Origin of the sequence: Streptomyces rubradiris (assembly GCF_016860525.1) — a bacterium.
GTDB classification, from domain to species: domain Bacteria; phylum Actinomycetota; class Actinomycetes; order Streptomycetales; family Streptomycetaceae; genus Streptomyces; species Streptomyces rubradiris.
On record NZ_BNEA01000015.1, the window covers coordinates 3,175,383 to 3,200,899 of the forward strand.

Here is a 25,517-nt window from a genome sequence, read left to right on the forward strand (position 1 = left end):
CGTCATTGTCAGTGGGCTGCGGTAGCTTCCGATGTGCTGGGGCGCGACGGTGCGCCACGGGAACGGCCACAGGGGTGGGTGGACGATGGGCAACGGAACGGCGACGGCGGACCTCGAAGTCGCACTGGAGAAGCACCGGACCGAGCTGACCGGGTACTGCTACCGGATGCTCGGCTCCTCCTTCGAGGCCGAGGACGCGGTGCAGGACACCCTGGTCCGGGCCTGGCGGAACCACGAGAAGTTCGAGGGCCGTTCCTCGCTCAGGTCGTGGCTGTACCGGATCGCGACGAACGTGTGCCTGGACATGCTGTCCGCGGGCAACAAGCGGGCCCGGCCGATGGACCTGTCCGAGGCCACCCCGCTCGCGCGGGCGGCGCTCAACCCGCGCCCGGACCACGTCTGGCTGGAGCCGATGCCGGACGCGCGGGTGCTGCCTGCCGTGGCGGACCCGGCGGAGGCGGCGGTCGCCAAGGAGTCGGTGCGGCTCGCCTTCATGGCGGCGCTCCAGCAACTGCCGCCCAAGCAGCGGGCGGTGCTGATCCTGCGCGAGGTGCTCGCGTGGAGGGCGAGCGAGGTGGCCGAGCTGCTGGAGACCTCGGTGGCCTCGGTGAACAGCGCGTTGCAGCGGGCCCGGGCCACGCTCGCGGAGCGGTCGGACGCGGGGCCCGAGGGGGCGGTGTCCGATCCGCTGGACGAGGAGCAGCGCAAGCTGCTGGAGCGGTACGTCAAGGCGTTCGAGGGCTACGACATGACGGCGCTGACGGCGCTGCTGCACGAGGACGCCATCATGACGATGCCGCCGTTCGACCTGTGGCTGCGCGGCACGGCCGACATCACCGGCTTCATGACCACCATCGGGGCCTCCTGCGCCGGGTCCCGGCTGGTGCCGGTCCAGGCCAACGGCCTGCCGGCGTTCGCGCACTACAAGCCGGACCCGGAGAACGGCGGGTTCACGCCGTGGGCGGTGCAGGTGCTGGAGATCTCAGCCGGCCGGATCACCGGTTTCCACTGCTTCCTCGACACCCAGCGGTGGTTCCCGCTCTTCGACCTGCCCCTCCGTCTGGAAGCGGAGGCCGACGAGGCCCAGCAGGGCGACTAGCGCGGGAGAGGCGTCCCGCAGCCGTATCCGCCCGCCGGCCCGGCGGGCGGTCAGCTCCAGCCGGGCGAGCAGATCGACGGCCGCCAGCCCCGGCGGCCCGAGCCCGCCCACATCACACACGACCACCCCGCCCGTCACGCCCGCGAGCGCTTCCCGCACGCGGGCACACCACCCCGCCACCTCGCCGGGACGAACGGGACCGGTCAGCACGAGCACGGCGACGGGCGTCTTGGCATCCACGTGCGGGTAGACCGCCCGGGCGGCCGGAACTCATCGCCGCCCGGCTTGAAGGACCTCAGTCCACCGGCCACTCACCGGTGTCGATGACGATCCCGAACGGCTCCGGCAGCTTGATCGGATCGCCGAACTTCACGGCGGACAGCACCCGGTAGACCTCGCCCTTCGGCTCGCCGTACAGGGTGGCGGTGGGGCCTCCGGGGGCCCAGCGGTCGACGAGGAGGTAGAGCGGGATGCCCGCGGTGGCGTAGGCGGCCGGCTTGCTGACGCGGTCGTGGCGGGCGGTGGACTTGGAGGTGACCTCTACGACGAGTTCGGCGAGGGCGGCGGGGGTGTGGGAATCCGAGTCCTGGCGTGCCTCCACCGGCACCACCAATAGGTCCGGAATGAACATGCCCAGCCGCGACGGGACGGCGATGACCTCGGTCTGGAAGATCTCCCAGTCCTCTGGAATCACAGAATAAAGGCGACGCTGGATGCGAGCCGCGATCAGGTTGTGACGAAACGCGGGAGCAGGTGACACGGTGACGATCCCCTCGATGATCTCCACCTTGCTGCCCTCAGGCCATTCCGTCTCCTCCCAGAACCGGACGAGGTCGTCCCAGCTCTGCTCGGCGTCGTGGCTGACGGTGAGTGCGCTCATGGCCGTCTCCTATCGGTGCGTCACCGATCCCAGCATGCCGAACGGGACCGGTGCGGGTCCACCGGTCCCGTTCACCCGAATGGGGAAACCGCAGGTCAGGCGATGCGTTCCAGGACCACCGGGGTGGGCTGGAAGGCGGTGTCCGGGGTCGCGATGTCGTAGGCGTCCGTGACCGCCTGGAGGGCGTACTCGAAGCGTTCGGGGGTGTCGGTGTGGAGGGTGAGGAGGGGCTGGCCCTCGGTCACCCGGTCGCCCGGCTTGGCGTGGAGCTCGACGCCCGCCGCCGCCTGCACCGGGTCCTCCTTGCGGGCGCGGCCGGCGCCCAGGCGCCAGGCGGCGATGCCGATGTCGTAGGCGTCGAGGCGGGTCAGGACACCGGTGGCGGGGGCCTTCACCACGTGCTGTTCCTTCGACGTGGGCAGCGGCGCGTCCGGGTCGCCGCCCTGGGCCGCGATCATCCGGCGCCAGACGTCCATCGCCGAGCCGTCGGCCAGCGCCTTCGCCGGGTCGGCGTCCTTCAGCCCGGCGGCGTCCAGCATCTCCCGGGCCAGCGCGAGCGTCAGTTCCACGACGTCCGCCGGGCCGCCGCCCGCCAGGACCTCCACGGACTCGCGGACCTCCAGCGCGTTGCCCGCCGTCAGGCCCAGCGGGGTGGACATGTCCGTGAGCAGCGCGACCGTCTTCACCCCGTGGTCGGTGCCGAGGCCGACCATCGTGGACGCCAGTTCGCGGGCGTCCTCGATGGTCTTCATGAAGGCGCCGGAGCCCACCTTGACGTCCAGCACCAGCGAGCCGGTGCCCTCGGCGATCTTCTTGGACATGATCGACGAGGCGATCAGCGGGATGGCCTCGACCGTGCCGGTCACGTCCCGCAGCGCATAGAGCTTCTTGTCGGCGGGGGCCAGGCCGTCGCCCGCCGCGCAGATCACCGCGCCGGTGGTGTCCAGGACGTTCAGCATCTCCTCGTTGGACAGCAGGGCGCGCCAGCCGGGGATCGACTCCAGCTTGTCCAGGGTGCCGCCGGTGTGGCCGAGGCCCCGGCCGGAGAGCTGGGGGACGGCCGCCCCGCAGGCCGCGACGAGCGGGGCCAGCGGCAGGGTGATCTTGTCGCCGACGCCGCCCGTGGAGTGCTTGTCGGCCGTCGGGCGGGACAGCGAGGAGAAGTCCATGCGCTCGCCGGAGGCGATCATGGCCGCGGTCCAGCGAGCGATCTCACGGCGGTTCATGCCGTTCAGCAGGATCGCCATGGCGAGCGCGGACATCTGCTCGTCGGCGACCTCGCCGCGGGTGTACGCGTCGATGACCCAGTCGATCTGCTGGTCGGTCAGCTCGCCGCGGTCCCGCTTGGTACGGATGACGGAGATGGCGTCCATGGCCATGGCTGGGGCTTCCTTCCGGGAGGTGCGAAGTGTGCGGCCCCCCTGCGGACGGAGCAGGGGGGCCGTACGGCGTTACTGGGTGAGGTGGTCCGGGCCGAAGGCCTGCGGCAGCATCTCGGCGAGCGTCAGGACGCCCGCGGGGGTGTCCAGCAGCAGGTCCGGGCCGCCGAACTCGTACAGCAGCTGGCGGCAGCGCCCGCACGGGACCAGCAGGGCGCCGGTGCGGTCGACGCAGGTGAAGTGCGTCAGCCGGCCGCCGCCGGTGCGCTGGAGCTCGGAGACCAGGCCGCACTCGGCGCACAGGCCGAGGCCGTAGGAGGCGTTCTCCACGTTGCAGCCGGTGACCGTGCGGCCGTCGTCGACCAGGGCCGCGACCCCCACCGGGTAGCCCGAGTAGGGGGCGTAGGCGTGGGACATGGCCTCCCGCGCCCGGGCGCGCAGCGGCTCCCAGTCGAAGGCGGCGTCGTCCCGGGTCACTTGCCCTGGCCCTTCCGGTAGCGCATGCCGTCCGCCTTGGGCATCCGCAGCCGTTGCGCGGACAGCGAGAGCACCAGCAGGGTGACGACGTACGGGGTGGCGCCCACGAAGTCGCTCGGGACCTCGTCGGTGAGCAGGTACCAGACCAGTACCAGCGCGGCCATGACGGCGCTGACCACGCCCTGGACCACGGCCTTCTTGTACAGCTTCCAGCCGGCCAGCAGCACCAGCAGGACGACCAGGAGCAGCAGCAGCGCGTGCACGGTGACGCCGCCGTTGCGCAACTGGAGGGCGTCGGAGTAGCCGAACAGGCCCGCGCCCATGGCCAGCCCGCCGGGCCGCCAGTTGCCGAAGATCATGGCGGCGAGACCGATGTAGCCGCGGCCCGCGGTCTGGCCCTCCAGGTAGGTGTGCGAGGTGACCAGCGCGAGGAACGCGCCGCCGAGGCCGGCCAGACCGCCGGAGACGGCGACGGCCGCGTACTTGTACTGGTAGACGTTGACGCCGAGGGACTCCGCGGCGACCGGGTTCTCACCGCAGGAGCGCAGCCGCAGCCCGAACGGGGTGCGCCACAGCAGCCACCAGCTGCCGACGAACAGCAGCACGGCCACGATCGTGATCACGGACAGGTTGGTGACCAGGCCGCCGACGATGCCGGCGAGGTCGGAGACCAGGAACCAGTGGTGCTTCTCGATGGAGGCGAGGCCGTCGGACAGGCCGGGGACGGTGATGTCGGGCAGCGAGTCCGCGGGCGGGGACTGCTTGGGGTTGCCGCCCGCCTCCGCGGCACCGCCGTCGGCGAAGAACAGCTTGGCGAGGTACTGGGTGGCGCCGAGCGCGAGCAGGTTGACGGCGACGCCGGAGACGATGTGGTCGACGCCGAAGGTGATGGTGGCGACGGCGTGCACCAGGCCGCCGAGGACGCCGAAGCCGATGCCGCACAGCAGGCCGAGCCAGGGGCTGGACTGCCAGCCGACCCAGCCGGCGCCGAAGGTGCCGAGGATCATCATGCCTTCGAGGCCGATGTTGACCACGCCGGCCCGCTCGGACCACAGGCCGGCGAGTCCGGCGAGGCCGATCGGCACGGCGAGGCCGAGCGCGGCGGCGACCTGGCCGGAGGAGTCCAGCTGGTTGGAGTCGGTGATCATCCGGACGGCCGCGAGGAGCAGCAGGGCGCCGGCGACGATCATGAGGACCTGGCCGAGGGAGCGACCCGAGCGCTGGGGCGCGCCGGGTGCCTTGGGCGCCGCGGGCGGCGGCGTGTCGGTCATCGTGGCAGTCATCACGCCACCTCCTGCTTCTTCGTCGGGGCGGCGGCCTGGGCGGCGAGTTCCGCGCCGACCCGCTGCTGCTGGCGCTTGAGGCCGTAGCGCCGGACGACCTCGTAGGCGATCACGACGCACAGGACGATGACGCCCTGGATCACGCCGAGGATCTCCTTGTCGTAGCCCTGGAACTCCAGGTGGTTGGTGGTGCGCTCCAAAAAGCCCCAGAGCAGGGCGCCGAGCGCGATGCCGATCGGGTTGTTGCGGCCGAGCAGCGCGATGGCGATGCCGGTGAAGCCGATCCCGGTGGGGAAGCTGTTGTCGTACTGGTGGCTCTCGTTCAGCAGCGTGGGCATGCCGATCAGGCCGGCCACCGCACCGGAGATGATCATGCTGGTGGCGACCATCCGCTTCACCGACACGCCGCTCGCGGCGGCGGCGCTCTCGGACTGGCCGACGGTGCGCAGGTCGAAGCCGAACCGGGTGCGGCCGAGCACGAACCAGTAGGCGAGGCCGACGATCACGGCGACGACGATGAAGCCGTCCAGCACACCGGCCGGGCCGGTGTCGACGCTGAAGAAGAACGACGACGACGGCAGCGGCTCGGTGGAGACCAGGGTGCCGCCCTGCTGGAGTTCGCCGAGCCGCTCGGGCTGGAGCAGATAGCCGATGACGGCGGTGGCGATGGAGTTCAGCATGATGGTCGCGATGACCTCGCTGACGCCCCGGGTCACCTTCAGCACACCGGCGATGGCCGCCCACAGGGCGCCGGTCGCCATGGCGCAGATCATGATCAGGGGGATGGCGATCCAGCCGGGCACGGCCAGCGCGCCACCGAGGACGGCGGCGATGAACGCGGCGAGCCGGTACTGGCCGTCCACACCGATGTTGAACAGGTTCATCCGGAAGCCGACGGCGACCGCGATACCGGCGAGGTAATACGTGGTGGCCTTGTTCAGGATGTAGACCTGGCTGTCGCTGGCGAAGCCGTAGCTCATCATGTCGCTGAACGCGGCGCCGGGGTTCTTGCCGGTCGCGAGGATCACCAGGGCGGTGACGACGAGCGCGGCGACGACCGCCAGCAGCGGCGCGGCGATGCCCAGGGCCAGCCGCTCCTTGTCGATGCGTGAGGTCAGCTTGTTCATCGCTCGTCGTCCTCTGTGTGCTCCAGGTGGCCGGTGGCCGCACCCGTCATGGCGGAGCCCAGCTCTTCGGGGGTGATGGTGGCGGGGTCGGCGTCGGCGACCAGACGGCCCCGGTACATCACCCGCAGGGTGTCGGACAGGCCGATCAGCTCGTCCAGGTCGGCGGAGATCAGCAGTACGGCCAGGCCCTCGCGGCGGGCCTCGCGGATGTAGTCCCAGATGGCCGCCTGGGCGCCGACGTCCACACCACGGGTGGGGTGGGCGGCGATCAGCAGCTTGGGGTTGTGGCTCATCTCGCGGCCGACGATCAGCTTCTGCTGGTTGCCGCCGGACAGCGAGGCCGCGGTCACGTCGATGCCGGGGGTGCGGACGTCGTACGACGTCACGATCCGCTCGGTGTCGGCGCGGGCCGCCTTGATGTCGAGCAGCGCGCCGCGCGAGTTGGGCTTCTCGCTGACGTGGCCGAGGATGCGGTTCTCCCACAACGGCGCTTCCAGCAGCAGGCCGTGGCGGTGCCGGTCCTCGGGGATGTAGCCGATGCCGGCCAGGCGGCGGTCGCGGGTGACGGCGTGCGAGATGTCGGTGCCGTCGAGCGTGATGACGCCGGCGTCGGGCTGCCGCATGCCCATGATCGCCTCGACCAGCTCGGACTGGCCGTTGCCCTCCACGCCGGCGATGCCGAGGACCTCGCCCTTGTGGATGGTGAAGGAGATCTCGTCGAGGATGACCCGCTCGATGCCGTCGAGGCCGGTCTGCGTCAGGTGCAGGCCCGACAGCTCCAGCATCGGGACGTCCGTGACGGTGGACTCCTCGGTGTCCGGGCTGGGCAGCTCGCTGCCGACCATCAGCTCGGCCAGCTGCTTGGGGGTGGTGGTGCGCGGGTCGGCGGTGCCGACGGTGGTGCCGCGCCGGATGACGGTGATCTCGTCGGCGACCGACAGCACCTCGCCCAGCTTGTGGGAGATGAAGATGACGGTGAGGCCCTCGGCCTTCAGCTCGCGCAGGTTGTCGAAGAGCGCGTCGACCTCCTGCGGCACGAGCACGGCGGTCGGCTCGTCGAGGATGAGGGTGCGGGCGCCGCGGTAGAGGACCTTGAGGATCTCCACGCGCTGGCGGTCGGCGACGCCCAGCTCCTCCACGAGGACGTCGGGCCGGACGTTCAGGCTGTACGCGTCCGAGATCTCCTTGATCCGGGCGCGGGCCCGGCCCCCGATGCCGTGCAGCTTCTCCGCGCCGAGGACGACGTTCTCCAGCACGGTGAGGTTGTCGGCGAGCATGAAGTGCTGGTGCACCATGCCGATGCCGCGGGCGATGGCGTCGCCGGGGTTGTGCAGGACGACCTGCTCGCCGTTGACCGTGATGGTGCCCTCGTCCGGCTGCTGCATGCCGTAGAGGATCTTCATCAGGGTGGACTTGCCGGCGCCGTTCTCGCCGCACAGGGCGTGGACGGTGCCCGAGCGTACGGTGATGTCGATGTCGCGGTTGGCGACGACGCCGGGGAAACGCTTGGTGATGCCGCGCAGTTCGACGGCAGCGGGCGGGCTGGACGCGTTGATGGCGCACTCTCCTCGGGGAAAGAGGCTGCGGGGAGGGGGCAGGCGTCGGCGACGCTAGCGCGGCAACTCCGCGCTACACGCGTAGAGTTGACACATTGTTATGGCCCGGCGGGGGGCTGGGGAGGCCCCCGCGCCGAGCCGGGGTCCGAGCGGACCCGTCAGGTCACGGGGTGGACTTGACCTTGATGGAGCCGTCGACGATCTTCTTCTTCGCCGCGTCCAGCTTGGCCTGGATGTCGTCGATGAAGCCGCCGCTCGGGGACAGCTTCACGCCGTCCTGGGCGAGCGCGTAGGTGTGGGTGCCGCTCAGCGGCTTGCCGTCGTGGATCGACTTGACGAAGTCGTACACGCCGAGGTCGACGTTCTTGACCATCGAGGTCAGGATCGAGTTCTTGTACTTGGCCAGACCCGGGACGTTGTACTGGTCCGAGTCCACGCCTATCGCCCAGGCGCCCTTCTTGCCCGCGACGGCCTCGATGGCGCCGTTGCCGGAGGAGCCGGCCGCCGTGTAGACGACGTCGGCGCCGTTGTCCAGCATGCCCTGCGCGGCCTCCTTGCCCTTGTCGGGGCTGGCGAAGCCGGAGGTGTCCGAGCCGTGCGACAGGTACTGGGTGTCGACCTTGATCTTCGGGTCGGTGTCCTTGACGCCCTGGAGGTAGCCCGCCTCGAACTTCTTGATCAGCGGGACGTCGACACCGCCGATGAAGCCGACGTGCTTCGACTTGCTCTTCAGCGCGGCGGCGACACCGGCCAGGTAGGAGCCCTGCTCCTCGGTGAAGGTGATGCTGTTGACGTTCTTGCCGTCCACCACCGAGTCGACGATGCCGAAGCTGGTCTTCGGGTACCTCGCGGCGACCTTGGTCATGGAGGCGGCGTAGGCGTAGCCGATGCCGACGATCGGGTTGTAGCCGGCCTCCGCGAGGTCCGACAGGCGCTGCTCGCGGTCGGCCTCGGTGTCCGAGGTCTTGGCGGTCAGCTCCTTGATCTCGCCGCCGAACTCGGCCTTCGCCTTGTCGGCGCCGCGCGCGGCGGAGTCGTTGAAGGAGCGGTCGCCACGGCCGCCGACGTCGAAGGCGAGGCCGACCTTGACCCCCTTGCCGCTGCCGGAGGACGAGGACTCCTTCTCGGAGGAGGTGCTGCCACAGGCGGTGGCAGTCACGGCGAGAGCTGCGGACGCGATACACGCAGCAGAAAGCTTGGCTACCCGGCGCACGGGAAGGCTCCTTCACCTGACCTGAGCGCCATGTCGGCGCTTGATGGGAGCACCATGTCAGTGCTCCGGCCGAGTCGCCCCTTCGGCGTCGGCTTCGCGGCATCGTAACGCGCGTAGATGTCGCAAAAAACCCTCTCGCGAAGCCGTTATCGATTCGAGGCAAACACCGTCTGAACTCGGTCTCCGGGTCGTATACGGGCCGTGTCGCCGGCCGTGCGCGATTGGCTCGTGTCCGTGTTGCGCCGGAGGGGGGAACGGCCCCGGGGGCCGCCCCGCCGGCCCCCGTACGGCCTGTCCGTCGGGGCCGCCCGACAGGGCCGTCCCTCAAGGGGCCGTCCCTCAGTGGCCGTCCCTCAGGGGCCGTCCCTCAGGGGCCGTCCCTCAGGGGCCGTCCGACAGGGGCCGTCCGACAGGGGCCGTCCGTCACCTCTCCGCCGTGGCCGCGTCCAGGAAGGCGGCGGCGGTGAACATCTCCACACCCACCGTGATCGCGTGCTCGTCGGCGTCGAAGTCGCCCTGGTGCAGGTCGCGGACCCGGTGCTCGCCGGGCCGCCGCACGCCGAGCCGGGCCAGCGCGCCCGGCACGTGCTCCAGGTACCAGGAGAAGTCCTCGCCGCCGAGGCTCTGCTGGGTGGTCTCCACCGCCTTGGTGCCGCGCCGGGCGACCATGGCCCGGTGCAGCAGCTCGGTGGACTGCCGGTCGTTGACGACCGGCGGCACCCCGCGCACGTAGGTGATCTCGGACTTGGCCCGGTGCAGGGTGGCGACCTCGTCGATGGCCGCGTGCACGATGTCGGGGGCCTGCCGCCAGGTCTCCAGGTCCAGACAGCGCACGGTCCCGGACAGCTCCGCGTGCTGCGGGACCACGTTCGGCGCGTGCCCGGACTCGATCCGGCCCCAGGTGAGGGCGAGGCCGACGCGGGTGTCGACCCGGCGGGCGATCAGCGCGGGCACGTCGACGGCGACCCGGGCGGCGGCGGTGACCAGGTCGGTGGTCAGGTGCGGGCGGGCGGTGTGCCCGCCGGGGCCGTCGAGTGCGACCTCCAGGCAGTCGCAGGCGCTGGTGATCGCCCCGGTCCGCAGCCCGACCTTCCCGGCCTCCACCCTCGGGTCGCAGTGCACCGCGAGGATCCGGCCGACGTCGGTCAGCACGCCGTCGGCGATGGAGGACAGGGCGCCGCCGGGCAGCACCTCCTCGGCCGGCTGGAACACCAGTCGTACCGGGCGCGGCAACAGGCCCTTGGCGTGCAGGTCGGCGAGGACCAGCCCGGCGCCGAGGACGACGGTGGTGTGCACGTCGTGACCGCAGGCGTGCGCCCGGTCCGGCACGGTCGAGCGGTACGGGCAGCCGTCCTTGGTGTCCGGGATGGGCAGCGCGTCGATGTCGGCGCGCAGCGCGAGCAGTGGCTCCTCGGGCCGCTCGCCCTCCGCTAGCCCGATGTCGCAGACGAGTCCGGTCCCGCTGCCGAGCACCCGGGGCCTGAGCCCGGCCAGCTCCAGCCGTTCCTTGAGGGCGGCGGTCGTACGGAACTCCTGGTTGCCCAGTTCGGGGTGCATGTGCAAGTCGCGCCGGAAGGCGACGAGTTCGGCGTGCAGGGACTCGCTCAGCACGCCGGGGAGCACATCCCCCGAAAGGCCGGACTCGGACTCTAGGGACATCAATTGCTTCACCCTCTGAAGGGTAGGACGTCCGCTGATCAACTACCCCCGGAACAACAAAAGTTCAGTCCGTTAGGGGACGTAAATCTGACCGGCGGACGCATGGCGTCGGACTGTGGCGGGTAAAACCCTTGTTTTCCTCCTCCACGGATACCACGCCTCGGCGGGATCACGCGCGCGATGTCCGGGAACCGCACCACGACGAGCCGGACCTTGGGAGATCCTGCCCGCCCCGAGACTAGAAGTGCTCGACCTTCTGGCCGTCGGGGACCTTGTAGCAGCCGGAGACGACATCCACACTCAACTTCGGCGGGTCGTTCTTCGCCATCTGGGCGATGTGTACGCCGGCCTTCCGCTCGTCGTTGTCGGCGATCAGGACGATGTTCCTGTTCTTGCTGGTGTCCGGGCCGTACTGGACGATCTTCCAGCCGTGCTCGGGCAGCCTCTCCCTGAGGTTCCGCATCGCGTCATCGAGATCGCTCGCCGACGCGGGATAGAAGCTCCACGGGTGGAAGATCTTGAAGTAGGTGTCGCGGTCCTTGCCCTCGCACTCTTCGACGCCCGAGCGGCTGTCGGACGCCTTGCCCTTGACACCGATCAGGTCGTAGATCCCGCTGGATATGCCCTCCACCGCGTCGGCGGCGTCGCTCGAGGTGCTGGTGCCGGCCGACGTGACGTCGTCGGACTCGTTCTCGGTCATGTCGCATCCGGTCAGAGTCGTGAGTGCAAGGGGCAGGGCGACCGCGAAGGCGGTCAGTTTGATCTTCACGTCAGGGGGTCTCTCCTATTTCACGTGCGCCCAGTAGTCGGGCGGCGGCTCCAGCTTCACGTTGTCGCCCTTGCCAACCACGACCAGCGCCTGATTCTTCAGGCTGTCCGAGCCCTCGTTCCAGTACCCGCTGTGCCCTGCCGTGCCCGTGGTCATCTGGTTGGCGCCGAATTCCTGGTCGCTCGGGATGACGAAACGATCCCCGCCGTGGCCCCAGCGGCCGAAGTCCGGAACGACGTCTCCCTTGGCTTCCTCGTTCCACACATGCCCCTTGGGGACGTCCATCTCCTCGGCGTTCGACACCTTGACGCCGGGGCTGCCGGCGAAGACGACGTCATCGGTGTTCAGCGTCCCCGTCTCAGCAGCGGCGCCGATCAGAGTCGTTCCGTACGAATGGCCGATCACGGTGCGGTGCGCCGGCGTGTCACCCGTATGCGACGCCTCGAGTCCGTCCAGGAAACGGTTGAACGCCGGAGCACCGTCGTAGGCGTAGTGCTCGAACGGCGCGTCGTTGACCACTTTGTCCGGTGCGTCATAGCCGAGCCAGGTGATCGTGGAGACGGTCTTTCCGTCCGCCTCGTTGTCGGCGCGGCGCCAGACGTTGACCATCCGGTTGACATCGCCTTCGATGCCATCCAGATCCGCCTTCGTACCTGGCACATAGACGGCTTGGTGGTCCGCGGTGTCCGGGTTGCCATTGGCAATGATCGCGCGACCGTCGCCCTCGGTGCTGAAGCCCAGCAGGTACGCCTCGGGAAGCCCTCGCTCACCAGTCCTGTCGAAACGGCCCTGGATGGCCTGCATGCCGTGGAGCGACTGGTTGAGATGGTCGTACCGCTCGCCGTACTTTCTGTACCAGTCCATCCACTCGTCGGTGTGCACCTTCGACGCCCAGCCGCCCCCGCCGTGGATGTAGGTCCACTCGTTCGCCGGCGGCTTCGGCATGGAGTCGAGTTCCAACTGGTAGCGCGCCCGGGTCTCGTCCAGAACGATCCGGTTGGCCTCGTCGCGGACGGCGGACGGGAGGCCGTCGAGCTTGCCGACGCTGTCGGGACGCAACGAGACCCAGGCCGCGCGCTGCTCCTCGCTCAGATCCTTCCACCAGGACGCGTTGTCCCTGGGGCTGCCGTCCTTGGGCGGCTGCGGCAGGGAGTCGAGGTACTTCTTGCCGGCGTCGCTCACGCCGTCCTGGTCGGACTTGACGTCCGCCCAGTCCCGGTCCGAGACCTTCAGGTCGTCGTCCGCCTTCAGCGCGCGCAGCTTCGGGGCCCACTTGGCGTCCGCCTCGGCGGCCTCCTGCAAGGCGTCACCGATGCGGTTGGCGAACCCGACGGCCTTGCCGAAGTTCGGGTTCGGGTGCATGTTGACGGCCTGGCGCTCGATCGCCGCCGACGTCGGATCGGTCGCACTGGTACTGGGCGACACGGTGTCACCCTCGGGCACCTTCCCGTCGACCTCCTTGCCGCCTGCCGGGAAGCTGACCGAGCCGTCGGCGCCGACCGTGCACCCGGCCGCCTTGGCGTCCTCCATGGCCGCCTCGAGCTTCCGCTTGGCCGCCGCCATGTCGGAGGCGAAACCGTTCAGCGCGGTGCTGACCAGCCCGCACTCGGTCTGGGTGTAGTGGAAGTCCTTCGACAGTTCCGCCAGCTCCGCCAGAGCGGCATTCGCCGCCGCGCCCTCGAGCTTGTTGCGGATGCCCGCAGAGACCTTGTTGTCGACCGTGTCCTTGGCCGAGCCGGCCATCTCACTCACGGCCCGGTACCCGTCCGCCGCCTCCTGGTACTCGGACGGCTTGAAAGCCTTCAAGGTCGCAAGGTCCATAACCTCCGATCACCTGCCCTTCGCCCGGCCGCCGACCGCCTCGGTGTCCTTGTACTCGGCGCTGATCTTGTCCAGCTCCGACTTCACATCCGTGTCGGTCACAGCGAGGTCGAGGCCCGTCCGCTCGAGGAGTCCCCCTAACGCAGCGCACCGGCCCTTCACCTTGCCGACGTACTGCTTCCAGGAGTCGTACAGCTCCTGCTGCGCCGCCGTCGACTGGCAGCCGGACGTGTCACCCAGCCCCGACTGCCCGTCGTCCAGCTTGGCCAGCGCCTTGCCGATGTCGTCCTGCAGGCCCGAGACGCCCTCACCGGCCGTCGCCCAGGCCTTCTTGTTCGACTTCAGACGGTCGTAACCCACACCCACGGGGTCGGCGTGGTTCAGCTGCATCCCCGTTGAGCCGCGGGCCGCGGCATCCGCCTTCAGTCGCTCCCACTCGTCCCACGCCATGCGTGATGTTCTCCCCGTTTGCCCGTCTCCCCGATTTCGGCGCCCCTCCGCCGTCTCATGCGGGTCCCGTGCATGACGTGAAGAGGGGTACCGAGATGTTGTGAAGGAGGCTATCGAGATGTGATGACAGGGTGCCTGAGTATCCGTACTCATACCTGCAGCGGTGACGGCGGCGCGGGCGCGGCCCGCGTGGCAACCCCCGGCTCTTCCTCCCGCTCCGCGACCTGCTCCGGCGGACGGAGCCGTCCGGGCGGGCCCGGGTCGCTGTTCCACGCCCCGCTTCGCACCCTGCCCGCCGGGGTTCGGCGGACCCTGAACGCGGCCGGGTCATCCGCGACTCCAGAACCCCGGCCAGGACGATTCTCACGTGCCCGGCCGGGGCCTTCGCCCCCTTCGTCGACGCCCCGACACCCGTAGCGCCGGTCAGGCCGGGCTCACCGCCGCCAGTCGGTGCACGTCCCGGGCCGTTCCGGTCACCCCGGACAGGAAGCCCTGGGCGCGCGGGGAGGCGGTGTCCGTGAGCCAGGACGGGTCGATGTCGCACACCGCCACGCGCACTCCCGTGCCGGCCAGGGCCAGCGGGAGGGTGTGGACGACCGTGGAGGGGAAGCTGAGGATCGTCCGGCCGACCGGTCCGCGCCGGGCGACCAGCTCCAGCGGGAGTTCCGGGCGCACTATCTCCAGACCCGTCTCGGCGGCCAGCCGGCGCAGCTTGTCGGGGTGCTCGCGGCGGTGGGCGAAGTAGCGGGTGGCGCCGTGCGCCTTGGCCAGGGCGCGGACGGCCTCCAGATAGCGCTCGCCGTCCACCACCCCGGTCTCCACCAGCGAGGTGCCGACCATGTCGGCGCCGGCGGTGACGGCGGGTGGGCCGAAGCGGGCGCGGGTCCAGGCGAAGTCGTTGGCGGTAAAGGTGACGCCGTCCGGGATGTCGGACACCGGCATGGAGGAGAACACCTCGACGCGCCGCCGGGCGCTCGGGGTGAGGCGGCGCCGGGCGGAGGAGGAGACCGGCGCGAAGAGCAGGTCGCGGGCGCCGGGCCGGCCGCCCTTGCGGTGCCAGCGGACCAGGCGTTCGCCGCGGGCGAGCTGGGCGACGAACTCCATCGTCGCGGTGCCGTCGTCGACCACGACCAGGTCCTTGGCCCGGGTGATCGTCAGCAGCAGTTGTACGTAGCGGGAGAACGGGTCTCCCATGACGATGCGGTCGGCCCGGCGCAGCACGCCGGCCAGTCCGCCGATGGTGTGGAAGGGCGCGGTCGTGCCGCCCCGCGCCTCCTCCCAGCGCACCCGGTGCCCCTCCTCGCGGGCCAGGTCGGCCATGCGGCGCAGCTGGCCGCGGGTCATGGGGTCGGTCGGGGCCAGCACGACGACGGTGAGGTCCGCGCCGGCCGTCGGCGCCCGGTCCCCCGCCGTCCGCCGGCCCAGCGCCCGGCGGACCGCGGCCCGCCGGGACTGCGCGGGCACGGCACCGAGCGCGGCGGGTACGGGCAGGGCCGGGGCGGGGGCGGCCTGCCCCGGCATCAGGGCGGTGGCCGGATCGATGTCGCCCGGCGGCCAGGCCGCCGTAGCCGGATCCATGCCGACGGGACGAGCGGCCGTGGCCGGGTCCGTGCCGCCGGGACGGGCCGCCGTAGCACCAGTCGCACCTCTCGCCCCGGCAGCACCACTTACCCCAGCAGCACCACTCGCCCCAGCCGTGCCGCCCGACCAGGCCGCCGTGGCCGGATCCGCGCCGCCGGGACGGGCCGCCGTGGCCGCGTCCGCAGCGCCCGGCCCAGCCGCCCTGGCCGGGTCGGTGCCGTCCGGGCCGGCCGCCGTCGGACGTTCCGCGCCGCGGGTGCCCGGTGGCGCCGCGCGGTCCGGCCCCTCCGCTGCTTCCGCTGCTTCCCTTCCTTCCGCTTCCCGCGCGCCGGCCGGGGTCCGGCCGGCGTGCAGGTGGGCCCATTCCAGTACGTTCAGCAGCTGCACCGGGCTCTCCACGAAGGCGAGCGTGCGGGCGGGGTGGCCGGCCTGACCGGCGCGGGGGCTCATCGGCGTACGACCGTCCCGTCGTCAGTGACCTGGATTCACACCGTGACCGGCTCGCCGGCCGCCGCGGCGATCTCGGCGTCCGCGACCACACCGGAGACCCGGCGCAGCTTCTTCATCGGGCCCAGCTCGGAGTCGTAGACCTTCTTGACGCCGTCACCGAGGGAGGCCTCGATGGTGCGGATGTCGCGGACCAGGCGCTGCAGCCCCTGCGGCTCCACGGAGGCGGCCTGGTCGGAGCCCCACATGGCGCGGTCCAGGGTGATGTGGCGCTCGACGAAGGTCGCCCCGAGCGCGACCGCGGCGAGGGTGGTCTGCAGGCCGGTCTCGTGGCCGGAGTAGCCGATCGGGACGTTCGGGTACTCCTTCTCCAGCGTGTTGATCACGCGGAGGTTCAGCTCCTCGGCCTTGGCCGGGTAGGTGGAGGTGGCGTGGCAGAGCAGGATGTTGTCGCTGCCCAGGACCTCCACCGCGTGGCGGATCTGCTTCGGGGTGGACATGCCGGTGGAGAGGATGACCGTGCGGCCGGTGGCGCGCAGGGCGCGCAGCAGCTCGTCGTCGGTCAGGGAGGCGGACGCCACCTTGTGGGCGGGCAGGTCGAACTTCTCCAGGAAGGCGACGGCCTCGGTGTCCCACGGGGAGGCGAACCAGTCGATCCCCTTCTCCTTGCAGTACGCGTCGATCTGCCGGTACTCGTCCTCGCCGAACTCCACCCGGTGGCGGTAGTCGATGTAGGTCATCCGGCCCCAGGGGGTGTCGCGCTCGATGTCCCACTGGTCGCGGGGGGTGCAGATCTCGGGGGTGCGCTTCTGGAACTTCACGGCGTCGCAGCCGGCCTCGGCGGCCACGTCGATCAGCTTGAAGGCGTTCTCCAGCTCACCGTTGTGGTTGATGCCGATCTCGCCGCAGATGTAGACGGGCTTGCCGGGGCCGACCTCGCGCGTACCGAAGGTGCGCAGACGGGAGTGGGTGCTCATCAGGGGGTGTCCTTACTTGGGGAGGGAATCGAGAGAGGGGCCGAGGATCCAGCTGGCGATCTCCCGGATCGCGCCGTCACCGCCGGGGACGGTGGTGACCGCGCGTGCGGCGCCGCGTACGACGTCGTGAGCGCTCGCGACCGCCACGGGCCAGCCCACGAGGGCGAAGCAGGGCAGGTCGTTGACGTCGTTGCCGACGTAGAGCACGCGCTCCGGCGCGATGCCCTGCTCCTCGCACCACTGCTTCAGCGCGAGGTCCTTGCGGTCGATGCCGTGCAGCACGGGGATCTTCAGCTTGCGTGCGCGGGCGGCGACGACCGGGTTCTGTTCCGTGGACAGGATCAGCAGCTTCAGGCCGCTCCTGCGGAGGGCCGCGACGCCGAGGCCGTCGCCGCGGTGCACGGCGACGAACTCCCGTCCCTCGGAGTCGATCAGCACCCGGTCGTCGGTCTGGGTGCCGTCGAAGTCCAGTACGACCGCGTCCACGTCGGCGGCGGTCGGCAGCGCGCCGGGGCGGTCCGCGTCGAAGAGCGGCGCGAGGGCCCGGGCCCGGGCGAGGTCGTGCGGGTCGTCGATCTCCAGCACCCGGGCGGGGTCGGTGCGGACCAGCTCGGTGCGGCCGAAGAAGCGGTGGCCGTGCGCGCGGAAGCCGGCCGCGTCCATGGCGTAGGCGGCGCCGGTCTCCAGGAAGTCCTGGGGGCGGTCCTGGCGGCGCGGGCGGTAGGACTTGTCGTGGTTGACGCCCGCCCCGCCCTCGGCCTCGGTGTCGCCGTCGCGCCAGACGAAGCCGTGGAAGGGGGCGACGGTGACGGCGGTGTCGGCGCCGTGCTCGACGACCGCGGCGGCCACCCCGTCGATGTCCTCCCTCAGCAGGAAGGGGCTGGTGCACTGCACGAGCAGGACCGCGTCGACGGCCGAGCCGTGCAGTGCCTCGTGGGTGTCCATGGCGTGCCGGACCGCGGCCTCCGAGGTGGCGGTGTCCCCGGCGATCGCGGCGGGCCGCAGCACGACCTCGGCGCCGGCCTCCCGGGCGGCGGCGGCGATGGCCTGGTCGTCGGTGGACACGACGACGTCGGTCACCAGCCGGGCGGCCCGGCACTCGCGCACCGCGCGGGCCACCAGCGGGACACCGCCGACGGGGGCGAGGTTCTTCGCGGGCACGCCCTTGGAGCCGCCGCGCGCGGGGATGACGGCGAGCACCCGGCGGACCGAGGCGCCCGGGTCCGTTTCCGAGTGGGACATGGGCTCTACTCCTTGCGATGAGGTCACAGCTCGCCCATCCGCCGGATCACGGGGGCGACCCGCTGGACGCCGTGCCGGTAGGCGCCGCGGGCGGCGCGGCGCACGATCTGCCGGACGGGGCCGGGCGACTTGTCGGCGGCGGGCGCGCCGGGCAGCGGGACGCCGTCGGGGCCGAGGTGGTGGCGGGCGAGGATGCCGGGCAGATAGCCGGGCGCGGTCTCGGGGGTGTAGTAGGGGGCGAGGGGCGGCAGTCCGCCGGGCCTTTGCAGCAGCTTGGCGATGCGTTCGCGGGCCGCGTCGAAGGCGGTGGCGTACGAGCCGTCGGCGGCGACCCCCTGGCGGGCCACCCACTCCTCGTCGGGCACCGGCCGGTGCCCGGCGTCCAGCTGGTCCCAGGAGGCGAGGCAGCCGGAGCCGGTGAAGTGGTGGTTGCCGAGCACCTCGCGCACCCCGAGGTCGGTGAGGACCGCGGTGGGGATACGGCGGTGCAGGGCCTCCAGGGCCGCGGTGGAGCTGACCGTGACCAGCAGGTCGGTGCGGTCGAGGACCTCGCCCATGTGGCCGTAGACAAGCCGGAAGTTGGCGGGCAGGTCCTTGCCCTGGACCAGCTTCTGGTACGGCAGTTCCTCGATGTGGGTGGTGTGTTCGCCGGGCTTGGAACGCAGCTTGAGCAGCACGTCCCGCTCGGGGTGGCGGCGGGCGTGCTCGATGAGGCGGTCCAGCAGGTAGGTGCGGTCGCGGCGGTTGTCCGGCACGGACGGCTGGGCGGCGAACACCACGGTGTACGGGTCGTGTTCGCCGGTGTACGGCGCCCCGCCGAGGAAGGGCAGCGCGACCTCGGTGACCGCGGCGGCGTCGGCGCCCACGCCCTCGTACACGGCCCGGAACCGGTCCGCGTCGTGGCGGGAGTTGGCGAGGACGAGGTCCGCGCCGTGCCGCAGCAGCAGTCCGTCGGCGAGCTTCTCGTAGACGACGCCGACGTAGCCGGTGACGACCACGGGCCGCTTCCCGGAGCCCCAGGCGGCGCGCAGCCCGTGCAGCATCGCCTGGACGCCGCCGCCGACCAGGGCGAGGACGAGGACGTCGGGCGCCGCCCCGCCCATCTCGCGCAGGAACTCGACGCCGGTGACCTCGCGCAGGGAGTCGGCGCGGACGCCGACCTCCTCCAGCTGGCGGGCGGTCGGGGTGGCGCGTCCGCGCAGGAGGTAGCCGTCGAGCCGGACCTCGGCAGCCGGCGGGGTGAGCCGGCGCGCGGTGAGCGCGCCCCACTTCCACCGGGTGTCGGAGTCCGCGAGGACGGCGACCCGCAGGGACTTCGGAGTACTTGCTGGCACGTCGAAGACGCTAGGAAGCGTGGGAGAGGAACCGCCCAACCGGAATACAACAAACGGTTAACAGCACACCGCCGAAAGGCGAACCGGCGCGCGATCGGGTGAAAAAACAGTGTGGTTCACGGCATTGCCACGCGTAGTTCACCGGAAATCAAGCAGTCGGCCAGAATGCGGGCCGCGCTTGCCTCTACCGTCGTCCGCGTGGTGAAGCTCTCGGTCATCGTGCCCTTCTACAACGTCCAGCACTACGCGCCAGACACGCTGAAGAGCCTGCGTGCGAACGCGCGTGAGGACTTCGAATTCGTGCTCGTCGACGACTGTTCGCGCGACGAGACACCGGAGATCCTCGCGCGCGCGGAACGCGAACTGCCCGGCGCGGTCCTGGTCAGACACGAGCAGAACGGAGGGCTGGCCACCGCGCGCAACACCGGCATCGACCGGGCCCGCGGGGAGTACCTGACATTCCTCGACGGGGACGACTGGCTCGCCCCCGGCTACTACCCCCAACTGGTCGCCGCCATGGACGAGTTGGGCTGCGACTTCATCCGCACCGACCACGTCCAGTGCACCGGCCGGGCCCGTGCCGTCCACCGGGTGCCGCAGGGCCGCCGCGGTGTGGTGCTGAACCCGCGGGAGGCGATCCTGCCCGCCGACCGCTCCACCTCCGTCGACTACGCGTACGCCTGGGCGGGCATCTACCACCGCCGCCTGGTCGACCGGGGTCTGCTGCACTTCACCCACGGGCTGCGCACGGCCGAGGACCGGCCGTGGATCTGGAAACTGCACCGCGAGGCGGAATCCTTCGCCGCGCTCGGCCTGCTCGGCGTGTACTACCGGCGCGGCGTCGCCTCGTCACTCACCCAGATCGGTGACGTCAGGCAATTGGATTTCATTCGCGCGTTCGACCAGGTGATCGAGGAAACGGCGCGCGATCCCGAGGCCGATAAGCTGCTGCCGAAGGCCGTGCGCACGTATTGCGCCATCATGGCCCATCACCTCGGATCGATCGAGAGGTTCGAACCCGCCGTGGCCCGACAATTGCGGTCGCTGAGCGCGGCCGCGCTGAAGAGACTCCCGCAGGACGTGCTGGCGCAGGTCATGGACTCGATGGACGCGCAGCGCGCGGGCCGGCTGCGGCGGCTGCGGCGCCGGCCCACGGCCGCCCGGACGGTGAGCGTCTGATGCCCCGCACCACCCACATCTTCTGCGCGTCGACGCTGTACGGCGCGGCCACCCTGGCCGCCGCCCTCGACGCCGGCCTGTTCGGGCCGGCCGATCGCCGGCTGCTGCTGATCACCAACAACGCGGCCAATCCCGAGACCACGCCGTCCGTGGACCGGATGCCGGGCTTCGCGGGCATCGGCGACCGCTTCGACAAGGTGCTGTCCTGGAACGAGGCCATCGCGCCCCTGCACCCCAGCGGCTGGGGCCCGCGCGCCAACGACATCCCCATGTGGGAGCGGTACGTACGGCTGCTGTGGGGACTCGGTGACGACCAGGTCCGGCTCACCGTGGAGTCGGTGCAGGTCAACCCGGCGCTCGCGCTGTGCCAGTTGTTCACCGGCGCCCCCGTCGACGTCTACGCGGACGGCCTCATAAGCTATGGCCCCACGCGCGACAAGATCGACCCGCTGGTCGGCACGCGCATCGACCGCCTGCTCCACCTGGACCTGGTCCCCGGGCTGACCCCGCTGCTGCTCACCGAGTTCGGGGTGCGCCCGGAGCTGGTGCCCACCGAGACCTTCCTGAAGGTGCTGGGCGAACTCGCCGAGGACGAGACCGAGTTGCCGGGCGCCGGTGAACCACGGCCCGCCCTGCTGCTCGGCCAGTACCTCTCCGCGCTGGACATCCTCGGTGCCGCCGAGGAGGAGGAGCTGCACCTGAGGATGGTGCGCGGCGCGGTCGCGCTCGGCCACCGCAGACTGGTCTTCAAGCCGCACCCGGTGGCGCCCGCCCGCTGGTCCCGGATGCTCCAGCAGGAGGCGGACCGGCTCGGCGCCGAACTGACCCTGCTGGACGTGCCGGTACTCGCCGAGGTGGCCTTCCAGCGGCTGCGTCCCGCGCTGGTCGTCGGCTGCTTCTCCACCGCGCTGTTCACGGCGGCCACCTTCTACGGCCTGCCCGTCGCCCGGGTCGGCACGGACACCGTCCTCGCCCGGCTCACGCCCTACCAGAACAGCAACCGGGTCCCGGTCACGATCGCCGACGCGCTGCTGCCGGACCTCGGTGACGCCGCCGCCGTGTCCGGCTGGCGCCCGCCCTCGCGGGAGCGGGTGGACGAACTGGCCGCGCTGCTCGGGGCGGTGGGCTTCGCCATGCAGCCCAAGATCTACCCGGGGCTGCGGGGTGCCGCCGAGAACTACCTCGCCCGGCACCTGGACACCGACACCTGGCGGTACTTCAAGCGCCGCCGGCTGACCGCGCTGGCCCTGCCGGGCGCGGTGCCCGCCCAGCTGGCGTTCATCCCGCGCAACGCGACCGTGCGCAGGCTCGCCCGCCGGGCCCGCGCGCTCACCCCGCGCACCAGACGCTGAGCCGAGCCCCGGCCCCCGGACACCGGGGGCCGGGGCGTTCCGTTCCCGCGTCACCGCCGGGTGCGTTACGTCATCCCGGCGACAGGTGTGCGGTCGGCGAGAGGGACCGCGCGTTGCCGGGTAGAGGTCCGGCGCCTCGTACCCGCGCGGTGCGGGGCTCCGCCCGTCCCCCACGCGGAGGGTCCCGCGATGAACGCGTCCGACCTCGCCCTGCCCGCCACCCCGAAGGACCCCGCTGCCGCCGCCTCCGGCGCCGGGCCGCACCGGCCCGCCTCCCGGCTGCGGGCGCTGGACGGTCTGCGGCTGCTGGCCGCGCTGATGGTCTGCCTCTACCACTTCGCCGGGCGCGGCGGCCCGGTGGCCGCCGCGTGGCAGGAGTCCCCCGGCCGGCTCTTCCCCGCGCTCTCCCGGGCCGCCGTCTACGGCTGTCTGGGCGTGCAGTTCTTCTTCGTCATCAGCGGCTTCGTGATCTGCATGAGCAGCTGGGGCCGGACCCCCGGCCAGTTCTTCCGGTCCCGGGTCGCCCGGCTGTACCCGGCGTACTGGGCCGCGCTGCTGCTGGTCACCGGCGCCTGTCTGCTGCTGCCGGCCGTGGTGCGACCGCCGCGGCCGGACGAGTTCCTGGTCAACCTGACGATGCTGCAACAGCCGCTGGGCGCGCCCCGGGTGCTGGGCGTGTGCTGGACGCTGTGGGTCGAGGCCCGCTTCTACGTGCTGTTCGCCCTGTGCGTGGTCCGGCGCGGGGTCACCTACCGCAGGGTGGTGCTGTTCTGCGGCCTGTGGACCCTGGCCGGCGTGCTGGCCCGGGTCGCCCACGCTCCCCTCGTCGACGAGCTGGTGATGCCCGAGCACGCCCCCTTCTTCATCGGCGGGCTCGCGCTGTACCTCGTCCACCGCCACGGCGGCGACCCGCTGCTGTGGGGGATCGTCGCGGTGTCCTGGCTGCTCGGCCAGCGTTACAGCGTGACGGGCCTGTGGCACCCCGGCGCCCAGGGCGGTGACTTCCACCGGGACCCGTACGTCATCCAGGCGGTCGTCACGCTGGCCTTCGCGGCCGTGGCGGTGGTGGCGCTGGGCTGGGCACGGTGGGCGGACCGGCGCTGGCTGACGGTGGCGGGGGCGCTGACGTACCCCTTCTACCTGATCCACGAGCACCTGGGCTGGTTCGTCATCCGGGTGGTGCGCCAGGACCTGGGCCTCGGCCCGTGGCCGACGCTCGGCGTGACGGTGGCCGGGCTGCTGGGGCTGGCCTGGCTGCTGCACCGGTTCGTGGAGCGTCCGGTGGGCCCGTGGCTGAAGCGGGCGCTGTCCGCGCCGTCGGCCAGGGCCCGTACCGGTGCCCCTCGCCCGCCTACCGGCGGCGTGCGCGGATCTGCCTCACGGCCTTGCGCACGGCGGGGTGGCGGCGCAGTGCCTCGGCCCGTACGGGGCTGCCGCCGGGCAGGCGCAGGCTGGTCAGGCGGCGCTTCTTGAAGTACCGCTGGTGTCCGGCGAGGTGGGCGGTGAGCCAGGCGGCCGCCTCCTCGCGCAGGCCCGGGTGCTTGCGGGACTGCATGCAGTAGCCGACGGTGCGCACCAGCGGGCCCAGTTCCCCGCCCAGCGCCTCCAGCGGCAGCGGGGTCCCGATCGTGTCGCGTTCGGCGTCGGGCAGGGCGGCGTCGATGATGGTGAGCGGGACGCGGTTGCTGTTCTCGTACGGCGTGATGCGTTCCAGGAGCAGTTCGGTGCCGACCCGGGCGACCGGGATGCCGTAGAAGGCGGCGGCCGTCATCAGCGCGGTGGAGAAGCAGCCGATGACCAGTTCCGGCTTCAGGTGGGCGAAGACGGTCTCGGCGAGCACGGGTTCGCTCAGGACGGTCAGCCGGATTCCGAGTTCCCGTGCCGCCGCCTCCAGCGAGGTGTTGTAGACGGCGGGTGCGCTGGGGTGGGGCTTGAAGAGCACGGCGCGGTGCCCGGCGCGGGCGGCGGCGCGCACCATGCGGACGTGGAGTTCCTCCTCCTCGTCCTGGGTGATCAGGTTGATGGCCGAGAGGTACTGGCCGAGCAGTACGGCGGTGGGGCGGCCCTCGGCGGGGACGCGGTCGGCGAGGATTCCGGCGCCCTCCTCCCCGATCCGGGCGAGCACGTCCACGATGGCCTCGTTCGGCACGGGTTCGGGCCGGACCCCGTACTCGGCCAGGAGCATCGGGCGCAGCCCGGGTATCAGGTCCGGGTGCAGCACGCGCGCTATGCGGCTGCTCATGCCGTGCGGGATGCGGTTGCGGGTGGGGCCGTAGCTCATCAGGCCGTCGGCGTACACGTGGATCGGGCTGTCGGCGAAGATGTCGGCGACCGCGCGGGAGGGGTTGGCCTGGATGGACTCGCAGGCGATCTCGACCGGCTCGTCACCGAGGTTCCAGGCGAGGCGTACGGCCTTCTCCCACATCACCAGGTCCTGGGCGCGCGGTGACCAGCCCGCCGGGTGGTGCGGGGATATGAACTCGTTCCAGGAGCGGACCTCGTCGAACTCCGGGCGTATCTGCTCGAATCCGGCCATCCGGTCCAGCGGGGTGCCGACCTCGGGCACGGCGGCGGTGTTGCTGACGACGAGAATCCGGCGGTGCTCGGAGCGGGGGCCGAAGAGTCCGGCGCGCAGGGCGGCGGTGACGGTGGCGGCCGCGTACTGGGTGGCCGAGAAGAAGATCTGGGTGGTGCCGCTCATGCCGCGACTCCCCTCATGCCGCCGCGTATGCGCCGCAGGACGTCGACCCGCTGCTCGCCCATGCCGAGGAGGGCCTCGTTCAGCTCCTCCTCGGTCATCCGGCCCAGCACCTCGGCGGCCCGGCGGCGCAGCTCGGCGGCGACGTTCCGCTCGAACCGGTCGCGTTGGAGGAGCTGGTGGGCGATGACGACGCAGTAGTTGCGCAGCGCCTTCTTGCGCAGCCGGTGCGCCTCCGGGTCGTCGGCGAGTTCGGCGAGGACCAGGTCGAAGGAGCGGAAGAAGTCCAGCTGGCGCACGTCCCCGATCTGAGTGAGCGAACTCGCCACGCCCCTGCGGTAGAAGACGCCGCGCAGGCTGGCGACGGCGTAGGACTCGGCCCTGCGGTGCAGCTCCCAGATCCAGGGCCGGTCCTCGGCGGTGCGCAGCCCGTCGTGGAAGCGCAGCATCCCGCGGTCGAGGAGGCGGCGGTGGTAGACGCCGGCCCAGGCGTAGGGGTAGTCGACCATCGTCGTGTCGTCCACCGGGAGGATGGAGGTGCGGGGGTCGAGCGGGGTGTGCCGCCGGCCTTCCGGGGCCCGGTGGACCATGCGGTTGACGCCGGTCACCTGGACGTGGTCGGTGCGCACGAAGTCGACGTCCAGCCGTTCGATCCACTCCACCAGGTCGGCCAGGTAGCCGGGGGCGAGCCAGTCGTCGCCGTCGAGGAAGGTGAGGTAGCGGCCTTCCGCGGCGTCGATGCCGGTGTTGCGCGCGGTGGCCAGCCCGCCGTTCTGCTCGTGCCGGATCACCGTGCTGTTCGGCAGCCGCTTCGTCAGTTCCAGCAACGCCTCGTACGTGTGGTCCTTGGTCGAGCGGTCCTCGACGAACAGGAACTCGAAGTCATCGCGGGCGTTGTTGGCGCAGCTGGCGACGGTCTCCGGGATATAGCCCTCTACATTGAAGCAGGGGATGATCACCGACAGTCGCGGGGAACGGTTGGTCACACGGACAC

Annotated in this window: 21 protein-coding genes and 1 pseudogene; 4 read left to right on the top strand and 18 right to left on the bottom strand. The window is 71.4% G+C overall.

Annotated features, from left to right (window positions below; genetic code table 11):
* Window positions 1-85 precede the first annotated feature (85 nt).
* Complete coding sequence (locus Srubr_RS27095) at window positions 86-1,099, top strand: sigma-70 family RNA polymerase sigma factor (protein WP_189993859.1); 1,014 nt, start codon at window positions 86-88, stop codon at window positions 1,097-1,099.
* Here Srubr_RS27095 and Srubr_RS27100 read toward each other — a convergent pair.
* The 16 genes from Srubr_RS27100 to Srubr_RS27180 all read right to left on the bottom strand — a co-directional run bounded on the left by Srubr_RS27100 (window position 983) and on the right by Srubr_RS27180 (window position 19,294).
* Window positions 983-1,339, bottom strand: a complete 357-nt coding sequence (locus Srubr_RS27100; protein ID WP_189993861.1) for an STAS domain-containing protein — start codon at window positions 1,337-1,339, stop codon at window positions 983-985. The two genes, Srubr_RS27095 and Srubr_RS27100, sit on opposite strands and share 117 nt — an antisense overlap.
* A 55-nt stretch (window positions 1,340-1,394) precedes the next feature.
* On the bottom strand, window positions 1,395-1,979 hold the full coding sequence (locus Srubr_RS27105; protein ID WP_189993863.1) for a Uma2 family endonuclease: 585 nt from the start codon (window positions 1,977-1,979) through the stop codon (window positions 1,395-1,397).
* A 95-nt stretch (window positions 1,980-2,074) separates the two neighbouring features.
* Window positions 2,075-3,358, bottom strand: a complete 1,284-nt coding sequence (locus tag Srubr_RS27110; protein ID WP_189993865.1) for a thymidine phosphorylase — start codon at window positions 3,356-3,358, stop codon at window positions 2,075-2,077.
* 72 nt (window positions 3,359-3,430) lie between these two features.
* Window positions 3,431-3,835 carry a cytidine deaminase gene (locus Srubr_RS27115; RefSeq protein ID WP_189993867.1) on the bottom strand — a complete coding sequence of 135 codons (405 nt, stop codon included), beginning with the start codon at window positions 3,833-3,835 and terminating at the stop codon, window positions 3,431-3,433.
* A complete protein-coding gene (locus Srubr_RS27120; RefSeq protein ID WP_189993869.1) occupies window positions 3,832-5,118 on the bottom strand; it encodes an ABC transporter permease in 1,287 nt (428 codons plus the stop codon). The genes Srubr_RS27115 and Srubr_RS27120 overlap by 4 nt, the downstream gene beginning before the upstream one ends.
* Window positions 5,118-6,245, bottom strand: coding sequence for an ABC transporter permease (locus Srubr_RS27125; protein WP_189993871.1), 1,128 nt, complete (start codon window positions 6,243-6,245; stop codon window positions 5,118-5,120). Before Srubr_RS27125 ends, Srubr_RS27120 begins: the two co-directional genes overlap by 1 nt.
* On the bottom strand, window positions 6,242-7,768 hold the full coding sequence (locus Srubr_RS27130; RefSeq protein ID WP_189994522.1) for an ABC transporter ATP-binding protein: 1,527 nt from the start codon (window positions 7,766-7,768) through the stop codon (window positions 6,242-6,244). Before Srubr_RS27130 ends, Srubr_RS27125 begins: the two co-directional genes overlap by 4 nt.
* Before the next feature lie 196 nt (window positions 7,769-7,964).
* A complete protein-coding gene (locus Srubr_RS27135) occupies window positions 7,965-9,014 on the bottom strand; it encodes a BMP family lipoprotein (RefSeq protein ID WP_189993873.1) in 1,050 nt (349 codons plus the stop codon).
* Between the two features lie 423 nt (window positions 9,015-9,437).
* Entirely contained in the window at window positions 9,438-10,673 is a 1,236-nt protein-coding gene (locus tag Srubr_RS27140) for an amidohydrolase (protein ID WP_189993875.1), read from the bottom strand.
* 238 nt (window positions 10,674-10,911) lie between these two features.
* The gene (locus tag Srubr_RS27145; RefSeq protein WP_189993877.1) at window positions 10,912-11,442 is read right to left on the bottom strand and encodes a hypothetical protein; all 531 of its coding nucleotides are present in this window, start codon (window positions 11,440-11,442) and stop codon (window positions 10,912-10,914) included.
* Window positions 11,443-11,457: 15 nt separating this feature from the next.
* Window positions 11,458-13,263 (bottom strand): alpha/beta hydrolase, encoded by a 1,806-nt coding sequence (locus Srubr_RS27150; RefSeq protein WP_189993879.1) that lies wholly within the window; start codon window positions 13,261-13,263, stop codon window positions 11,458-11,460.
* A gap of 9 nt (window positions 13,264-13,272) precedes the next feature.
* Complete coding sequence (locus Srubr_RS27155) at window positions 13,273-13,713, bottom strand: hypothetical protein (protein ID WP_189993881.1); 441 nt, start codon at window positions 13,711-13,713, stop codon at window positions 13,273-13,275.
* A gap of 423 nt (window positions 13,714-14,136) precedes the next feature.
* Window positions 14,137-15,234, bottom strand: a complete 1,098-nt coding sequence (locus Srubr_RS27165; RefSeq protein WP_189994526.1) for a hypothetical protein — start codon at window positions 15,232-15,234, stop codon at window positions 14,137-14,139.
* A gap of 545 nt (window positions 15,235-15,779) precedes the next feature.
* Window positions 15,780-16,718 (bottom strand): N-acetylneuraminate synthase family protein, encoded by a 939-nt coding sequence (locus Srubr_RS27170; RefSeq protein WP_189993884.1) that lies wholly within the window; start codon window positions 16,716-16,718, stop codon window positions 15,780-15,782.
* A 12-nt stretch (window positions 16,719-16,730) separates the two neighbouring features.
* Window positions 16,731-17,960: an N-acylneuraminate cytidylyltransferase gene (locus Srubr_RS27175; RefSeq protein WP_189993886.1), complete on the bottom strand. Its 1,230-nt coding sequence runs from the start codon at window positions 17,958-17,960 to the stop codon at window positions 16,731-16,733.
* A gap of 23 nt (window positions 17,961-17,983) precedes the next feature.
* Window positions 17,984-19,294: a DUF6716 putative glycosyltransferase gene (locus Srubr_RS27180; protein WP_189993888.1), complete on the bottom strand. Its 1,311-nt coding sequence runs from the start codon at window positions 19,292-19,294 to the stop codon at window positions 17,984-17,986.
* Window positions 19,295-19,492: 198 nt separating this feature from the next.
* Between Srubr_RS27180 and Srubr_RS27185 the strand changes: the two genes are divergently transcribed.
* The 3 genes and pseudogenes from Srubr_RS27185 to Srubr_RS41030 form a co-directional block, all read left to right on the top strand.
* Window positions 19,493-20,473, top strand: a complete 981-nt coding sequence (locus tag Srubr_RS27185) for a glycosyltransferase family 2 protein (RefSeq protein WP_189993890.1) — start codon at window positions 19,493-19,495, stop codon at window positions 20,471-20,473.
* Window positions 20,473-21,825, top strand: a complete 1,353-nt coding sequence (locus Srubr_RS27190; protein WP_189993892.1) for a polysialyltransferase family glycosyltransferase — start codon at window positions 20,473-20,475, stop codon at window positions 21,823-21,825. The genes Srubr_RS27185 and Srubr_RS27190 overlap by 1 nt, the downstream gene beginning before the upstream one ends.
* A gap of 189 nt (window positions 21,826-22,014) precedes the next feature.
* Window positions 22,015-23,151 (top strand): annotated as a pseudogene (locus tag Srubr_RS41030) (acyltransferase family protein); the annotation flags it as partial.
* A 25-nt stretch (window positions 23,152-23,176) separates the two neighbouring features.
* Here the strand turns inward: Srubr_RS41030 and Srubr_RS27195 are convergent.
* Complete coding sequence (locus Srubr_RS27195; protein WP_189993894.1) at window positions 23,177-24,526, bottom strand: polysialyltransferase family glycosyltransferase; 1,350 nt, start codon at window positions 24,524-24,526, stop codon at window positions 23,177-23,179.
* Window positions 24,523-25,509, bottom strand: a complete 987-nt coding sequence (locus Srubr_RS27200) for a glycosyltransferase family 2 protein (RefSeq protein WP_189993896.1) — start codon at window positions 25,507-25,509, stop codon at window positions 24,523-24,525. Before Srubr_RS27200 ends, Srubr_RS27195 begins: the two co-directional genes overlap by 4 nt.
* Between the last annotated feature and the right edge of the window lie 8 nt (window positions 25,510-25,517).

Bases quoted from the DNA above. Each gene is read 5' to 3' on its own strand.
- Srubr_RS27095 (WP_189993859.1), top strand. From the start codon at position 86: ATGGGCAACGGAACGGCGACGGCGGACCTCGAAGTCGCACTGGAGAAG.
- Srubr_RS27105 (WP_189993863.1), bottom strand. From the start codon at position 1,979: ATGAGCGCACTCACCGTCAGCCACGACGCCGAGCAGAGCTGGGACGAC.
- Srubr_RS27110 (WP_189993865.1), bottom strand. From the start codon at position 3,358: ATGGCCATGGACGCCATCTCCGTCATCCGTACCAAGCGGGACCGCGGC.
- Srubr_RS27120 (WP_189993869.1), bottom strand. From the start codon at position 5,118: ATGACTGCCACGATGACCGACACGCCGCCGCCCGCGGCGCCCAAGGCA.
- Srubr_RS27125 (WP_189993871.1), bottom strand. From the start codon at position 6,245: ATGAACAAGCTGACCTCACGCATCGACAAGGAGCGGCTGGCCCTGGGC.
- Srubr_RS27140 (WP_189993875.1), bottom strand. From the start codon at position 10,673: ATGTCCCTAGAGTCCGAGTCCGGCCTTTCGGGGGATGTGCTCCCCGGC.
- Srubr_RS27150 (WP_189993879.1), bottom strand. From the start codon at position 13,263: ATGGACCTTGCGACCTTGAAGGCTTTCAAGCCGTCCGAGTACCAGGAG.
- Srubr_RS27155 (WP_189993881.1), bottom strand. From the start codon at position 13,713: ATGGCGTGGGACGAGTGGGAGCGACTGAAGGCGGATGCCGCGGCCCGC.
- Srubr_RS27165 (WP_189994526.1), bottom strand. From the start codon at position 15,234: ATGCCGGGGCAGGCCGCCCCCGCCCCGGCCCTGCCCGTACCCGCCGCG.
- Srubr_RS27170 (WP_189993884.1), bottom strand. From the start codon at position 16,718: ATGAGCACCCACTCCCGTCTGCGCACCTTCGGTACGCGCGAGGTCGGC.
- Srubr_RS27175 (WP_189993886.1), bottom strand. From the start codon at position 17,960: ATGTCCCACTCGGAAACGGACCCGGGCGCCTCGGTCCGCCGGGTGCTC.
- Srubr_RS27190 (WP_189993892.1), top strand. From the start codon at position 20,473: ATGCCCCGCACCACCCACATCTTCTGCGCGTCGACGCTGTACGGCGCG.
- Srubr_RS27195 (WP_189993894.1), bottom strand. From the start codon at position 24,526: ATGAGCGGCACCACCCAGATCTTCTTCTCGGCCACCCAGTACGCGGCC.